This window comes from Hylemonella sp. GW821-FHT12C09 (assembly GCF_058807395.1).
Genome location: NZ_JBXAQQ010000010.1, coordinates 115,803 through 131,364, shown reverse-complemented (window position 1 = coordinate 131,364; position 15,562 = coordinate 115,803). Strand labels below are relative to the sequence as shown.

Below are 15,562 nucleotides of genomic sequence, written 5' to 3'. Positions count from 1 at the left end.
CCATGAAAGACAGTCAGCAAGAGCGCATGGGCATTTCCGGACGCATCGCCGCGGCCTTCCAGGCCAACGCCATCACGCCTCTTCTGGCCCTGGTGGCCCTGCTGCTGGGCCTGTTCGCGGTGTTCGTCACGCCGCGTGAGGAAGAGCCGCAGATCAACGTGACCATGGCGAATGTGCTGATCCCCTTCCCCGGGGCCAGCAGCACCGATGTGCAGAACATGGTGGCGCGCCCGGCCGAGCAGGTGCTCAGCCAGATCGCCGGCATCGAACACACCTATTCCGTGGCCCGCCCGGGCCTGGCCGTGCTGACCGTGCAGTTCAAGGTGGGCGTGCCGCGCACCGAGGCGCTGGTGCGCCTGTACGACGTGCTCAACGCCAACCAGGACTGGTTGCCGCGCGACCTGGGCACGCTGGCGCCCATCGTGAAACCCAAGGGCATCGACGACGTGCCGGTACTGGCCGTGACCTTGTGGAGCAAGGATGCCCAGCCCGCCCAGGAGCTGGAGCGCGTGGCCCACGAGGTGGAAACCGAACTCAAGCGCGTCAAGGGCACGCGTGAGGTGCAGACCATCGGCGGCCCGGGCCGTGCGGTGCATGTGTGGCTTGACCCCACGCGCCTGCGCGCCCGCGGCATCGACGTCCTCACGCTCAAGCAGACCCTGACCGCGGCCAACTTCGGCATGCCGGCCGGCAGCGTGCTGGACACCCAGGGCAAGAAGAACGGCGCCGCGCCGCAGATGCTCAGCGTGGAAACCGGCGAGTTCCTGCACTCGGCGCAGGACGTGGGCGATATCGTGGTCGGCGTGAGCCGGGGTGCCCCGGTCTACCTGCGCGAAGTGGCGCGCATCGAAGCCGGCGCGCAGCAGCCGCAACGTTATGTCTGGTTCACGCCCGGAGCCGCCATGGCCCAGGCCGAGGGCAGCGATGCTGCCCCCGCCGGCCAGGTCTACCCGGCCGTCACGCTGACCGTGACCAAGAAGCCGGGCGAGAACGCGGTGGACGTCGCTCGTGCTGCCAACGCCCGCGTGCAGGCCCTGCGCAACACCGTCATTCCCGGCAACATCGAAGCCACCGTCACCCGCAACTATGGCGAGACCGCGGCCGAAAAGGCCAACAAGCTGATCCAGAAACTGGCCTTCGCCACCGGCTCGGTCATCCTGCTGGTGGGTTTTGCCCTGGGTCGGCGCGAAGCCGTGATCGTCGGCGCCGCCGTGATCCTGACGCTGATGGCCACCCTCTTCGCCTCCTGGGCCTGGGGCTTCACGCTCAACCGCGTCTCGCTGTTCGCGCTGATCTTCTCCATCGGCATCCTGGTGGACGACGCCATCGTGGTGGTGGAGAACATCCACCGCCACCAGCAGCTCACGCCTGACGCACCGCTGCGCGAGATCATCCCGCGCGCGGTGGATGAGGTGGGTGGCCCCACCATCCTGGCCACGCTGACCGTGATCGCCGCCTTGCTGCCCATGGCTTTTGTGAGCGGCCTGATGGGCCCCTACATGAGCCCGATCCCCATCAACTCCAGCCTGGGCATGGCGATCTCGCTGGCCATCGCCTTCACCGTCACGCCCTGGCTGGCGCTCAAGCTGATGAAGGAACACGGCCCTGGCCATGCCGCGCACGACGCGCATGCCGGCGGCGGCATCGGCGCCAAGTTGCAGACGCTGTTCACCCGCGTGCTCACGCCCTTCCTGGCCAGCTCGCGCCAGCGCCTGCTGCTGCTGGCCGGCATCGGTGGGGCGCTGCTGCTGTCGGTCGCGCTGACCCTGGTGCCTTCCTCCTTTGTCGGTGTGGTGCTCAAGATGCTGCCCTTCGACAACAAGAGCGAGTTCCAGGTGCTGGTCGAGATGCCGGCCGGCGCCCCGCTGGAAGACACGGCCGCCACCCTGCATGAGCTGGGCGCCTTCCTCGCGCAGCAGCCCGAGGTGCAGGACCTGCAGGGCTATGCCGGTGCGGCCTCGCCCATCACCTTCAACGGCCTGGTGCGCCAGTACTACCTGCGCAGTGAGGCCGAGCAGGGCGACCTGCAGGTCAACCTGGTCGACAAGCACCACCGCAGCGACAAGAGCCACGTGATCGCCCAGCGCCTGCGCCCCGAGCTGGAAAAGATCGGTGTCAAGCACGGTGCGCGCGTCAAGGTGGTCGAAGTGCCGCCGGGTCCGCCCGTCATGAGCCCGCTGGTGGCCGAGATCTATGGCCCCGACGAAGCCGGCCGCCAGGCCTTGGCCAAACGCGTGGCCAAGGCCTACGGCGAGACCGCCGACATCGTGGGCATCGACACCTCGCTGAAAGAAGACGCCCCGCGCGCCTGGCTGCGCGTACGCCGCCAGCGCGCCGAGTCCCTGGGCATCCCGGTGGCTGCCGTGGCGCAGACCGTCTCGGCCGCGCTGTCGGGCACCGATGCCGCCTGGCTGCACGACGCGCAGTCCAAATACCCCGTGCCGGTGCGCCTGCAGCTGCGGCGTGAGCAACAGGTCGGCCTGGATGCCTTGCTGGCCCTGCCCATGCGCGCCGCCAACGGCCAGCTGGTGCCGCTGTCCGAACTGGTGCGCGTGGAACGCGGCGTGATCGACAAGCCCTTGTTCACCAAGGACCTGGCCAACGTGAGCTACGTCTTCGGTGACATGGCCGGCAAGCTGGACTCGCCGCTTTACGGCCTGTTCGCCATCCGCCCGCGCCTGGCAGACGCCGCGCTTCAGGGCACGGGTGAACTGAAGGAATACTGGATCAGCCAGCCCACGGACACCTGGCGCCAGTACGCGCTCAAGTGGGATGGCGAGTGGCAGATCACCTACGAGACCTTCCGAGACATGGGCGCCGCCTATGGCGTGGGTCTGATCCTGATCTACCTGCTGGTGGTGGCGCAGTTCCGCTCCTACACCACGCCGCTGGTCATCATGGCGCCCATTCCGCTGACCATCATCGGCGTGATGCCGGGCCACGCCTTGCTGGGCGCGCAGTTCACCGCCACAAGCATGATCGGCATGATCGCGCTGGCCGGCATCATCGTGCGCAACTCCATCCTGCTGGTGGACTTCATCGAGCTGCAGCTCAGCCAGGGCATGAAGTTCCGCGACGCGGTGGTGCAGTCGGCCGCCGTGCGTGCGCAACCCATTGCGCTCACGGGCCTGGCCGCCATGATCGGCGCCTTCTTCATCCTGGACGACCCGATCTTCAACGGCCTGGCGATTGCCCTGATCTTCGGCATCCTGGTCTCCACCCTGCTGACGCTGGTGGTGATCCCCGTGCTTTACTATTCGATATACCGCCGGAGGTATGAGAGCGCCGACGGCACGCCCCTGCTTCCCGCATCCGCAACCTGAACTTTAGGAGTTAAAAATGACCGTTGAACGCTACATCCGCATCATGGCCGGTTTCTTCGTCATGCTGTCGCTGGCTCTGGGCATCGAAGCCAGCCCGATCTTCGTGAGCCCCTGGTTCCTGGCCTTCACCGCCTTCGTCGGCTTCAACCTGTTCCAGTCGGGCATCACCGGCTTCTGCCCCCCGGGCTTCCTGCTGAAGAAGCTGGGCGTGCCCGAAGGCGGCGCCTGTTCCACGAAGTAAGCAAACCAGCCCATCTCCAGGAGCTCACCATGAGCGAGTCCAAGCCCCGCGTCGTGCTGCGCCAGCAGCAGGACTTCCAGTTCGCCATCGACTTTGGTGCCGATCTGCCCCGGCTGATCGGTGACGAGCACCCGCCGCTGGGCCAGGGCCAGGGGCCCACGCCCGTGCAGCTGCTGGCTGCCGCCGTGGGCAACTGCCTGTCGGATTCGCTGCTGTTCGCGCTGCGCAAGTTCAAGCAGGCGCCCGAGCCGATCAGCTGCGAGGTCACGGCCGACGTCGGCCGCAATGCCGACAACCGCCTGCGCGTGCTGGGGCTGGACGTGGCGCTCACCCTGGGCGTGCCCGCGGCCAGCCTGCAGCACCTGGACCGCGTGCTCGAACAGTTCGAGGCCTTCTGCACCGTGGGCGCCAGCGTGGCCCAGGGCATCCCCCTGCACGTCAGTGTGCGTGACGCCGCAGGCCAGCAACTGAAGTAAGGGAGTCCCGCATGGGCAAGACGACCGCCGTGAAAAAAGCCGTGAGCAGCACCGAAGCCAGCTGCGCCCCCACGGTCCTGATCGACAGTTCGGCGCGCACCGAGGTGCTGAATCGCCTGCGCCGTGCCGAAGGCCAGCTGCGCGGTATCCAGCGCATGATCGAAGACGGCGAGAGCTGCCTCAAGATCGGCCAGCAGTTTTCGGCCGTGCGCAAGGCGCTGGACAGCACCTACCTGCGCATGACGGTCTGCTTCATGGAGCAGGAACTCGAAGCGCGCCTCTCCCCCGGCGAAGAGCAGAAGGCCGACCTCTCGGCCATGATGAAAGACATGGAGACGCTGCTGGCGCGCATGGGCTGAGCGTTCCGCGGCCCAGCCTCAACGCGTCGCCTGTTCGAAGGCCGCGTCGAGCGCAGCCCTCCATTGCTGCTTCTGCCGCGCCTGGGCAAAACTCGCCTCGAAACTGTTCTTCGCCAGCGCGTAGGCGTGTGCCCCGCTCAAACCGGTGGCCGCGAAGGTCTGCGTGTAGTTGTCGTTGACGTAACCACCGAAATAGGCCGGGTCGTCGGAGTTCACCGTGGCCACCAGGCCGGCGTCGAGCAGGGCGCCGAGGTTGTGCGCGGCCAGCGTCGGGAAGACGCAGAGCTTGAGGTTGCTCAGGGGACAGACGGTGAGCGGAATGCGATCCTGGGCCAGGCGGCGCATCAGTACGGCGTCGTGCACGCTCTGTACGCCGTGGTCGATGCGCTCCACCTTCAGCACGTCCAGCGCGCTCCACACATAAGCCGGTGGGCCCTCTTCGCCCGCATGGGCCACCAGATGCAGGCCCAGTTCCCGGCAGCGCGCGAACACGCGCGCGAACTTCTCGGGCGGGTGGCCCCGCTCGCTCGAATCCAGACCCACGCCGATGAACAGGTCGCGGTAGGGCAGGGCCTGTTCCAGTGTCTCGAAGGCATCCTCTTCGCTGAGGTGGCGCAGGAAACAGAGGATGAGCTCGGCGCTCACGCCCAGGGCCGCGCCGTCGCGGCAGGCGCGGTGCAGGCCGCGGATCACGGTCTCCATGGCCACACCGCGCGCGGTATGGGTCTGCGGGTCGAAGAAGAGTTCGGCACGCAGCACGTGGTCGGCCGCGGCGCGCTTCAGATAGGCCATGCCCATGTCATAGAAATCCTGCTCGGTCTGCAGCACACCGGCGCCGGCGTAATAGATGTCCAGGAAACTCTGCAGGTCGCTGAAGGCGTAGGCCGCGCGCAGCGCCTCCACGCTGGAGTAGGGCAGGCTCAGACCATTGCGCTGCGCCAGCGCGAAGATCAGCTCGGGTTCGAGCGAGCCCTCGATGTGGATGTGCAGCTCGGCCTTGGGCATGGTCCGCAGCAGATCGGGCAGACGCTGCGCCGGGATGTCGGGGATGGACGGCATGGCTGAAGCTCCTGTTGAAACAAAAAGGGGCTGCCGAAGCAGCCCCGATCATCCGCGCGCGGGTTTACTTGCCCCCGGGGATCTTGCCTTCCACGCCCTTGACGTAGAAGTTGATGCCGCCGAGGAACTTGTCGTCGGCGACTTCGTCCTTCTTCAGCACTTCCTTGCCGTCCTGGCCGACGATGGGGCCCTTCCAGATCGCGAAGCTGCCGTCCTTCAGGCCGGCCTTGACCTCGTCGATCTTCTTCTTGCTGTCTTCGGGCACGTCGGCGGCGATGGACACCATGTCGATGGCGCCCTCCTTCACGCCCCACCAGGCCTGGCCCGTGGTCCACTTGCCTTCGAGCGCATCACGCGTGGCCTTGATGTAGTACGGGGCCCAGTTGATCACCGCCGAACCGAGGTGGGCCTTGGGGCCGTAGGCGGTCATGTCGCTGTCCCAGCCGAAGGCGCGCTTGCCCATCTTCTCGGCGGTCTGCAGCACGGCCGAGGAGTCGGTGTTCTGCATCAGCACGTCGGCGCCGCCGTTGATCAGGGCGGTGGCGGCTTCGGTTTCCTTCGGCGGGTTGAACCAGTCGCCGACCCAGACCACGCGGGTCTTGACCTTGGGGTTCACGGACTGCGCGCCCAGCGTGAAGCTGTTGATGTTGCGGATCACCTCGGGGATCGGGATGGAACCGACCACGCCCAGGGTGTTGCTCTTGGTCATCTTGCCCGCGATCACACCGGCCATGTAGGCACCTTCGTAGGTGCGGCTGTCGTAGGTGCGCATGTTCTCGGCCGTCTTGTAGCCCGTGGCGTGCTCGAACTTCACGCCCTTGGTGTCGGCGGCGACCTTGAGCATGGGCTCCATGTAACCGAAGGTGGTGCCGAAGATCAGGGTGTTGCCCTGGCCGGCCATGTCGCGGATCACGCGCTCGGCGTCGGCGCTTTCCGGCACCTTCTCGACGAAGCTGGTGACGATCTTGTCGCCGAATTCCTTCTCGATGGCCTTGCGCCCGTTGTCGTGCGCAAAGGTCCAGCCGCCGTCACCGACGGGGCCCACATAGGCGAAGGCGATCTTCAGCGGCGCGGGTTTGGCGGCGGGCGTTGCGGCCGGTGCGGCAGCAACGGGTTCTTCCTTCTTGCCGCAGCCCACCAGGGCGGCCGTGGCCAGGGTGATCAGGGCAGCCGCCTGGAACAGGCGGCGTTGGGTCAGGTCGGTCATGGGTGTCCTCACTGGGTTGAAAAAACGTTGCGATTATGAGCTGGGTGTGAAAGTCTTGCCCAGCGATGCGGGCATGTTCACGCGTATCCAGGCCGGATTGCGCGAGATCAGGGCCAGCACCACGATGGTGGCCAGGTAGGGCAGCATGTCCAGGAACTGGCTGGGGATGTCCACGCCCGTGCCTTGCAGGTGGAACTGCAGCATGGTCACGCCGCCGAACAGGTAAGCACCGAGCAAGACGCGTGCCGGGCGCCAGGTGGCAAACGTCGTCAGCGCCAGGGCGATCCAGCCCTTGCCGGCCACCATGCCCTCCACCCACAGCGGGGTGTAGACCACGGACAGGTAGGCGCCCGAGAGGCCGCACAGCGCGCCGCCGGCCACCACGGCGGCCAGCCGGATGCGCCGCACCGGGTAACCCAGGGCATGGGCCGACTCGGGCGACTCGCCCACGGCACGCAGGATCAGGCCGCTACGGCTGCGCCCGAACCAGAACACCAGGGCCACGACCAGGGCCATGGTCACGTAGACCAGAGGGTGCTGGCGGAACAGGGCCGGGCCGATCCAGGGGAGGTCGCCCAGCACCGGCACCACCCACTGCGTGCGCTCGGGCAGCTTGGCCTGCACGTAGGCGATGCCCGCAAAGGCCGAGAAGCCCGCCCCGAAAAGGCTCAGCGCCAGGCCGGTGGCATAGGGGTTGGTGTTGAGCCAGATCACCAGCCAGCCGAAGAGCGCGGCCAGCAGCGCCCCGGCACCCATGCCGGCGGCAAAACCCAGCCAGTCGTTGCCCGTGTGCACCACGGTGGCGAAACCGGCAATGGCCGCGCACAGCATCATGCCCTCGGCCCCCAGGTTGACGATGCCGGACTTCTCGTTCAGCAGCAGGCCCAGGGCCGCCAGCGCCAGCACCGTGCCGGCATTGAGCGTGGCCGCGAGCAGCAGGGCGTAGGACTCCATCAACGCTTCCTTCCCAGCTTGAGGCGGTAGTTGATCAGCGTGTCGCAGGTCAGCAGCGTGAACAGCAGCAGACCCTGGAACACGCCGGTGATGGATTTGGGCAGGCCCAGGCGCGACTGCGCCAGTTCACCGCCGATGTAGAACATGCTCATGAGGATGGCCGAGAAGACCATGCCCACCGGGTGCAGCCGCCCCACAAAGGCCACGATGATGGCGGCAAAACCGTAGCCCGCCGGCACATAGGGCGTGAGCTGGCCGATGGGCCCCGCCACTTCCAGCGCGCCGGCCAGGCCGGCCGCACCGCCCGAGACCAGCAGCGCCGTCCACAGCGCCTTGCGCGAGGAGAAGCCTGCGTAACGTGCCGCGGCCGGCGCCAGCCCACCGACTTGCAGCGCAAAACCGGCGCGCAGCCGGAACAGGAAAACCCAGAGCACGCCCGCGCCCAGCAGCGCCAGGATGAGACCGATGTTCAAGCGCGAGCCGCTCATGAGCCGCGGGATCTGCGTCACCGTCTCGAAATTCTTGGTCTGCGGAAAGTTGTAGCCGCCCGGGTCCTTCCAGGGGCCGTGCACCATGAAGTTCAGCAGCTGGATGGCCACGTAGACCAGCATCAGGCTCACCAGGATCTCGTTGGCGTTGAAGCGGTCGCGCAGCAAGGCCGTGATCCCGGCCCAGACCATGCCGCCCAGCACACCGGCGATCAGCAGGGCCGGGATGATCCAGGGGCCGGTGGTCTTGTCGGCCAGCAGGGCCACGCCGCCGGCGCAGACCGCGCCAATCACAAACTGCCCCTCGGCGCCGATGTTCCAGACATTGGAGCGGAAACACACGGCCAGGCCCAGCGCAATGATCAGCAGGGGCGTGGCCTTGACCATCAGCTCGCCCAGGGCGTAACCCGACTTCACGGGTTCCCAGAAGAACATCTGCAGGCCGCGCAGCGGGTCCTTGCCCAGCGCCACGAAGAGGATCACGCCCAGCAGCACGGTCAGCGCCAGCGCCAGCAGCGGCGAAGCCAGGCTCCAGGCGCGCGAGGGTTGGGGGCGCAGTTCAAGCCGCAGCATGGCCGGCCTCCAGTTCGTGCAGATGTCCCTGCACCGCTTCGTGCCACAGGCCGCTCATCCACGCGCCGATGCGCTCGGTGGTCGCCTCGGCCATGGGCAGGGAGGGCGAGAGCCGGCCCTTGGCCATCACGTGCAGGCGGTCGCTGAGCTCGAACAGCTCCTCCAGTTCCTCGCTCACCACCAGCACGGCGCAGCCCGCGTCGCGCAGCGCCAGGATCTCGGCGCGAATCTGCGCGGCCGCGCCCACGTCCACGCCCCAGGTCGGTTGCGACACGATGAGCAGTTTGGGGCCGGCGTCGATCTCGCGCCCCACGATGAATTTCTGCAGATTGCCGCCCGAGAGGCTGCGCGCCGCCGCGTGCTCATCAGCGGCCTTCACGTGCAGGCGCGCGATGATGCTGCGCGCCTGGGCGGCCAGCACGCCGGTGCGTATCCAGCCCAGCGGGCCCAGGGATTCGCGGCGCGTGAGCAGCAGGTTGTGGTCCAGGCCCATGGCGGGCACGGCGCCGCGGCCCAGGCGCTCCTCGGGCACGAAATGCAGGCCCAGGGTGCGGCGGCGGGCCGGGTCCAGCCGGGTCGCGTCCTGCCCGCCCAGGCGGATGCTGCCACCCGGGCTGCGCAGGTCTTCGCCCGACAGGGCATACAGCAGCTCGCGCTGGCCGTTGCCCGACACACCGGCAATGCCCACCACCTCGCCCGCGCGCACCTGCAGGGCGATGTCGTCCAGGTCCACACCAAAGGGGTCCTGCCGCGCCAGGCTCAGGCCGTTCACGTCCAGCTGCACCGCGCCGGTGTGCGGCGGCTTGTGCTGCAGGGCCGGCGGCTCGGCGCCGATCATCAGGCGGCTCAGCGAGGCATTGCTTTCCTCGCGCGGGTCGCAGGTGCCGGTCACTTCACCGCCGCGCAGCACCGTGCAGGCCGTGCACAGGGCGCGGATCTCGTGCAGCTTGTGGCTGATGTACAGGATGCTGCAGCCCTGGGCGGCCAGCTGGCGCAGCACCTCGAAGAGTTTTTCGACGGCCTGCGGTGTGAGCACCGAGGTCGGCTCGTCCAGGATCAGCAGTTGCGGCTCGCTCAGCAGGGCGCGGATGATCTCCACGCGCTGCATCTCGCCCACACTCAGGCTGTGCACGGGGCGCTCGGGGGCGATGTCCAGGCCGTACTGCCGGGCCTTGTCGCGGATGCGCTGCGTCACCACGGCCAGCGTGAGGCTCTTGTCCAGGCCGATCCAGACGTTTTCGGCCACGGTCAGCGAATCGAACAGGCTGAAGTGCTGGAACACCATGCTGATGCCCAGCGCCCGCGCCTGCTGCGGGTTGCGGATGTGCACCGGCTGGCCGTTGTAGACGATCTGGCCCTCGTCGGGTTTGACGGCGCCGTAGATGATCTTCATCAGGGTGGACTTGCCCGCCCCGTTTTCGCCCAGCACCGCATGGATCTGGCCGGCTTGCACCGCCAGCGCCACCTGGTGGTTGGCCACCACCCCGGGGTAACGCTTGGTGATCCCCGAGAGTTGGAGGCGTAGGCTGGCTTGGGCCGCGGCAGTGCTCATGATGTCAGAAGGGGTGTACGCACAGGTCTAAAGGTCTGAGCCGTTCCTAGCTTAAGCTATAACTGTGCCAAGTCCTGTATACAACTATCGCATACAAACGGGTGCAGGTGGGCGACATCTGGTATGACGCTTGCTTCGGAGACTGAGATGAACGTAAGACCCTTGCAGTTCGTGCGCCGCGGCCAGCTGGTCAGCCTGGAGAACGTGGCGCCCACGCGCACCCTGCTGGAAGTGCTGCGCGAGGATTTGCAGTGCACGGCCGTCAAGGAAGGCTGCGGCGAGGGCGATTGTGGCGCCTGCACCGTGGTGCTGGCCGAACCCCAAGACGAGGCCCTGGCCTACAAAGCCATCAACAGCTGTATCCGCCTGGCCCATTCGGTGCAGGGCATGGCCGTCTGGACCGCGCAGGATCTCGGGGTGCGAGACGGCTTCGTCACCGCCGGGCAAGGACCCGCGTCAGCGGCGGAGCGTGGGGGCACCGTTCTCCACCCCTGCCAGCAGGCCATGGTGGACTGTCATGGCAGCCAGTGCGGTTTCTGCACCCCCGGTTTTGTCATGAGCCTGTTCGGCATGTACCAGAACCGCGTGCTGGCCGGCGAGACCATCAGCCGCGAAGTCGCCCAGGCCGACCTCTCGGGCAACCTCTGCCGCTGCACCGGCTACCGTCCCATCCTGGACGCCGCGCAGCAGATGGGCGCCTTGCCGCGTGTGGCGGTAGACGAGGCCGCCGTGCTGGCCCAGCTGCGCCAGATTCCCCCCGCCTCCGCGGCCGGCTACAGCGCGCCCACCCGTCTGGCTGAGCTTCTGCAGCTACGTGCTGAACAACCGCAGGCCCAGCTGGTGGCCGGCTGCACCGACGTGGGGCTCTGGGTCACCAAACAGCACCGCCAGTTCGCGCAGGTGCTCGACGTGACCCGTGTGGCGGAGCTGCGCGAGCTGCGCAGCACGCCCGAGCGCTTGAGCATCGGCGCGGCCGTCACCCTGCACGAGGCCTACGCCGCGCTGGTGGCCGACCGCCCCCAGCTGCAACGTTTTGCCGAACGTTTCGCCGGCCTGCCCGTGCGTTCCAGCGGCACCCTGGGCGGCAATGTGGCCAACGGCTCGCCCATCGGCGACAGCATGCCCCTGCTGCTGGCTCTGGGCGCCACCCTGGTGCTGGCCAGCGTGCGCGGCGAGCGCCGTGTGCCCCTGGACGATTTCTACACGGGCTACCGCAAGAACCTCATGGCGCCCGACGAGGTGCTGGCTTTCATCGAGGTGCCGCGCCCCGCGGCGGATGAAAACCTGCGTGTCTACAAGATCTCCAAGCGTCAGGACGACGACATCTCCGCCGTCTGCCTGGCGCTGAACCTGCGCGTGCAGGACGGGCGCATCGTGGCTGCGCGCATTGGCGCGGGCGGCGTGGCCGCCACGCCCGTGCGCGCGACAAAAACCGAAGCTGCGCTCACAGGTCAGCCTTGGGCGCGGGCCAGTTTTGAAGCGGCCGAGTCCGTGCTGGCGCAGGAGTTCTCCCCCATCTCCGACATGCGCGCCAGCGCGGCCTACCGCAGCAGCGTGCTGGGCCGCCTGCTCTTGCGTTACTGGGCTGAAGCGCAGGGCGAGTTGCAGCTGGAGGCCTTGTCATGAGCGCCGCCGATCCGGTCTTCGCCAGCGGCCAGTCGGTCGCCCATGAAAGCGCACGGCACCAGGTGCAGGGCCTGGCGCCCTATGTGGACGACCTGCCCGAGCTGCGCGGCACCCTGCATGCCGCGCCCATCCTCTCGCCCGTGGCCCACGGCCGCCTCCTGGGCGTGGACACGAGTGCCGCACGCGCGATGCCCGGCGTGGTGGATGTGGTGCTGGCCGCCGACGTTCCCGGGGACCCGCTGCTGGCTACCTTTGTGCACGACGAACCCATCTTCGTGCGCGACACGGTGCAACACGTGGGCCAGGTCATCGGCCTGGTTCTGGCCGAGACCGTGATGCAGGCGCGCCGCGCCGCACGCGCCGTCAAGCTCGACATCGAAGCCCTGCCGGCCGTGCTCACCGCGCGCGCTGCCCATGCGGCGCAGAGTTATGTGCTGCCGCCCGTCACCGTAAAGCGCGGTGAACCGGAACAGGCCATGAAGAAAGCCAGGCACACGCTCAGTGGCAGCTTCGAGGTCGGCGGCCAGGAACACTTCTACCTCGAAGGCCAGATCGCCTACGCGGTGCCGCAGGAACAGCAGCAGTGGCTGATCTACAGCAGCACCCAGCACCCGGGCGAGATCCAGCACTGGGTGGCGCACGCGCTGGGCCTGGACAACCACCGCGTGCGGGTCGAGTGCCGGCGCATGGGCGGTGGTTTCGGTGGCAAGGAAACGCAGGCCGGTCACCTGGCTGTGTGGGCCGTGCTGGCCGCGAACAAGACCGGGCGCCCCGTCAAGCTGCGTCTGGACCGCGACGACGACTTCATGGTTACCGGCAAGCGCCACCCCTTCGCCTACGACTACGCCGTGGGCTACGACGACAGCGGGCTGATCACCGCGCTGCAGCTCACTCTGCTGGCCGAATGCGGCTTCAGCGCCGACCTCTCGGGCCCCGTGGCCGACCGCGCCGTCTTCCACAGCGACAACGCCTATTTTCTGAGCGATGTGCGCATCGACAGCTACCGCTGCAAGACCAACACGCAGAGCCACACGGCCTTCCGCGGCTTCGGCGGCCCGCAGGGTGTGATTGCCATCGAGACCATCCTGGGGGACATCGCGCGCCAGCTGGGCCTGGACCCGCTGGACGTGCGCCTGCGCAATCTTTACGGCATCACTGAGCGTAATGTCACCCATTACCAGATGACGGTGGAAGACAACATCCTGCAGCCCCTGCTACAAAAACTGGAGCAGACGTCACGCTACCGCGAGCGCCGCAGCGAGATCGCCGCCTGGAACCGTACGAACACCGTACTCAAGAAGGGCCTGGCGATCACGCCCGTGAAGTTCGGCATCAGCTTCACCGCCACGCTCTTCAACCAGGCCGGCGCGCTGGTGCATGTTTATGCGGACGGCAGCGTGCTGGTCAACCACGGCGGTACCGAGATGGGCCAGGGCCTGCACACCAAGGTCGCGCAGATCGTGGCCGATGAGCTGGGCCTGCCTTTTGAACGTGTGCTGGTCAGCGCCAGCGACACGGCGCGCGTGCCCAATGCCAGCGCCACCGCGGCCTCCAGCGGCACCGACCTCAACGGCCGCGCGGCCCAGTTCGCCGCGCGCCAGGTGCGTGAGAACCTGGCCGCCTTCGTGGCCGGCCTGCAGGGCTGCGGTGCGGGTGAGGTGCGTTTTGCGGGCGGCAAGATCTTTGCTGCCGGTAGCACACGCGACTTCCGCGAGGTGGTCAAGGCCGCCTACGCCAACCGCATCCAGCTCTGGAGCGACGGTTTTTACCGCACGCCCAAGATCCACTACGACAAGACCACGCTCACGGGCCGGCCCTTTTATTACTTTGCCTACGGCGCGGCCTGCTGCGAAGTGGCCATCGACACGCTCACGGGCGAGAGCCGTGTGCTGGCCGTGGACATCCTGCACGACGTGGGCCACAGCATCAACCCGGCCATCGACATCGGCCAGATCGAGGGCGGTTTCATCCAGGGTCAGGGCTGGCTCACGAGCGAGGAACTGGTCTGGAACGCCGACGGCAAACTCGCCACCCACGCGCCCAGCACCTACAAGATCCCCGCTACGGGCGACGTGCCCGACAAGATGCGCGTGGACTTCTGGCCTGAGCCCAACATTGAGGACAACGTCTTCGGCAGCAAGGCCGTGGGCGAACCGCCCTTCATGCTGGCCATCGCCGTCTGGGAAGCCATACGTGATGCCGTGGCCGCCACGCGCGCCGATGGTCGCGTAGCCATGAGCGCCCCCGCCACCCCCGAGCGCGTCTGGCGCGCTCTGCAAAACTGAGCCTACGCTGTATGACGACTCTGCTGATCAAGGATGCACGCTGCATCGCCACCCAGGACGACGCGCGCAGCGAACTCAAGGACGCCTCGCTCTTCATCCGCGATGGTTTCATCGAACAGGTGCTGCCTGCGGGCAGCGACCTGCGCGCCCTGCAGGACCAGGCCGACGAGGTGATCGACGCACGCAAGCATCTGGTGGTGCCCGGCCTAGTCAACACCCACCACCACATGGTGCAGTGCCTCACGCGCGCGATTCCCGGCGTGCAGAACGCCGAGCTTTTCTCCTGGCTCAAAGGGCTCTACCCCATCTGGGCCGGGCTCACACCCGAGATGGTCCAGGTCTCCAACCAGGTCGCCATGGGTGAGCTCCTGCTGTCCGGCTGCACCACCAGCAGCGACCACCTCTACATCTACCCCAACGGCGTGCGCCTGGACGACAGCATCGAAGCCGCGCACACCATCGGCATGCGCTTCACGGCCACCCGCGGCAGCATGAGCGTGGGCGAGAGCCAGGGCGGCCTGCCGCCCGACCGCGTGGTGGAAAAAGAAGACTTCATCCTCCAGGAAACGCGTCGCCTCATCGAGACCTGGCACGACACCAGCCCCGGCGCCATGCTGCAGGTCGCCGTGGCCCCCTGCTCGCCCTTCACCGTGAGCCAGGACCTGATGCGCGAATCGGCCAAGCTCGCCCGCGCCTACGGCGTGCGCCTGCACACCCACCTGGCCGAGAACGACCACGACATCGCCTACACCCGCGAGCACTTCAACTGCACGCCGGCCGAGTACGTGGAAGACCTGGGCTGGGTGGGCGAAGACGTGTGGCACGCCCACTGCGTCAAGCTCGACGAGCATGGCAGTTACCTCTTCGCCAAGACCGGCACCGGCATCGCCCACTGCCCCTGCAGCAATATGCGCCTGGCCAGCGGCATCCTGCCGCTGCGCAAGCTCTTGAATCTGGGTGTGCCCGTGGGCCTGGGCGTGGACGGCAGCGCCAGCAACGACGCGGGCCACCTGCTCAACGAAGCCCGCCAGGCCATGTTGCTGGCGCGTGTGGGCAAGGCCCTGGAGCCCTTCGGTTGCGATACGGGGCCGGGCGAAATGACCCCGCGCGACGCGCTCTGGCTCGCTACGCGTGGCGGCGCCCGCGTGCTGGGCCGCAACGACATCGGCCAGATCGCGCCTGGCAAGTGCGCGGACCTGGCGCTCTACCGCACCGACACACTGAGCATGGCCGGCGCCGCCGTGCACGACCCCGTAGGTGCGCTGCTGCTCTGCGCCAGCGAGAACACGGACTACACGGTGGTGAACGGCAAGGTGGTGGTACGCAAGGGCGAACTCACGACGGTGGACACGGGCCAGCTCGTGGAACGCCACAACACCCTGGCCTGGCAGCTCGCGCAGCAGGCCGGCACGCGCTGAA

12 protein-coding genes are annotated in these 15,562 nt (G+C 67.6%); 7 read left to right on the top strand and 5 right to left on the bottom strand.

Annotated features, from left to right (window positions below; translation table 11 throughout):
• The first annotated feature begins 2 nt into the window (after window positions 1-2).
• From AC1RRP_RS16090 to AC1RRP_RS16075, 4 genes are read left to right on the top strand one after another with little or no spacing between them, the layout of a single operon-like run.
• Entirely contained in the window at window positions 3-3,323 is a 3,321-nt protein-coding gene (locus AC1RRP_RS16090; protein ID WP_493037935.1) for an efflux RND transporter permease subunit, read from the top strand.
• A gap of 16 nt (window positions 3,324-3,339) precedes the next feature.
• On the top strand, window positions 3,340-3,564 hold the full coding sequence (locus AC1RRP_RS16085; RefSeq protein WP_493037933.1) for a YgaP family membrane protein: 225 nt from the start codon (window positions 3,340-3,342) through the stop codon (window positions 3,562-3,564).
• A gap of 29 nt (window positions 3,565-3,593) precedes the next feature.
• Window positions 3,594-4,040, top strand: a complete 447-nt coding sequence (locus tag AC1RRP_RS16080; RefSeq protein WP_493037931.1) for an OsmC family protein — start codon at window positions 3,594-3,596, stop codon at window positions 4,038-4,040.
• A gap of 11 nt (window positions 4,041-4,051) precedes the next feature.
• Complete coding sequence (locus tag AC1RRP_RS16075) at window positions 4,052-4,399, top strand: metal-sensing transcriptional repressor (RefSeq protein ID WP_493037929.1); 348 nt, start codon at window positions 4,052-4,054, stop codon at window positions 4,397-4,399.
• Window positions 4,400-4,417: 18 nt separating this feature from the next.
• Here AC1RRP_RS16075 and AC1RRP_RS16070 read toward each other — a convergent pair whose 3' ends face one another.
• From AC1RRP_RS16070 to AC1RRP_RS16050, 5 genes are all read right to left on the bottom strand, one after another.
• Window positions 4,418-5,458 (bottom strand): adenosine deaminase, encoded by a 1,041-nt coding sequence (locus AC1RRP_RS16070; RefSeq protein ID WP_493037927.1) that lies wholly within the window; start codon window positions 5,456-5,458, stop codon window positions 4,418-4,420.
• A 64-nt stretch (window positions 5,459-5,522) separates the two neighbouring features.
• Window positions 5,523-6,665 (bottom strand): BMP family ABC transporter substrate-binding protein, encoded by a 1,143-nt coding sequence (locus tag AC1RRP_RS16065; RefSeq protein WP_493037925.1) that lies wholly within the window; start codon window positions 6,663-6,665, stop codon window positions 5,523-5,525.
• Between the two features lie 33 nt (window positions 6,666-6,698).
• Window positions 6,699-7,619, bottom strand: coding sequence for an ABC transporter permease (locus tag AC1RRP_RS16060; protein WP_493037923.1), 921 nt, complete (start codon window positions 7,617-7,619; stop codon window positions 6,699-6,701).
• Window positions 7,619-8,680, bottom strand: a complete 1,062-nt coding sequence (locus AC1RRP_RS16055) for an ABC transporter permease (RefSeq protein ID WP_493037921.1) — start codon at window positions 8,678-8,680, stop codon at window positions 7,619-7,621. Before AC1RRP_RS16055 ends, AC1RRP_RS16060 begins: the two co-directional genes overlap by 1 nt.
• Complete coding sequence (locus tag AC1RRP_RS16050; RefSeq protein WP_493037919.1) at window positions 8,667-10,232, bottom strand: ABC transporter ATP-binding protein; 1,566 nt, start codon at window positions 10,230-10,232, stop codon at window positions 8,667-8,669. Before AC1RRP_RS16050 ends, AC1RRP_RS16055 begins: the two co-directional genes overlap by 14 nt.
• A 147-nt stretch (window positions 10,233-10,379) precedes the next feature.
• Between AC1RRP_RS16050 and xdhA the strand changes: the two genes are divergently transcribed.
• From xdhA to AC1RRP_RS16035, 3 genes are read left to right on the top strand one after another with little or no spacing between them, the layout of a single operon-like run.
• Window positions 10,380-11,858: a xanthine dehydrogenase small subunit gene (xdhA, locus tag AC1RRP_RS16045; protein WP_493037917.1), complete on the top strand. Its 1,479-nt coding sequence runs from the start codon at window positions 10,380-10,382 to the stop codon at window positions 11,856-11,858.
• Window positions 11,855-14,143 (top strand): xanthine dehydrogenase molybdopterin binding subunit, encoded by a 2,289-nt coding sequence (xdhB, locus tag AC1RRP_RS16040; protein WP_493037915.1) that lies wholly within the window; start codon window positions 11,855-11,857, stop codon window positions 14,141-14,143. Before xdhA ends, xdhB begins: the two co-directional genes overlap by 4 nt.
• A gap of 11 nt (window positions 14,144-14,154) precedes the next feature.
• Window positions 14,155-15,561 carry an 8-oxoguanine deaminase gene (locus AC1RRP_RS16035; RefSeq protein ID WP_493037913.1) on the top strand — a complete coding sequence of 469 codons (1,407 nt, stop codon included), beginning with the start codon at window positions 14,155-14,157 and terminating at the stop codon, window positions 15,559-15,561.
• Window position 15,562: the final 1 nt, after the last annotated feature.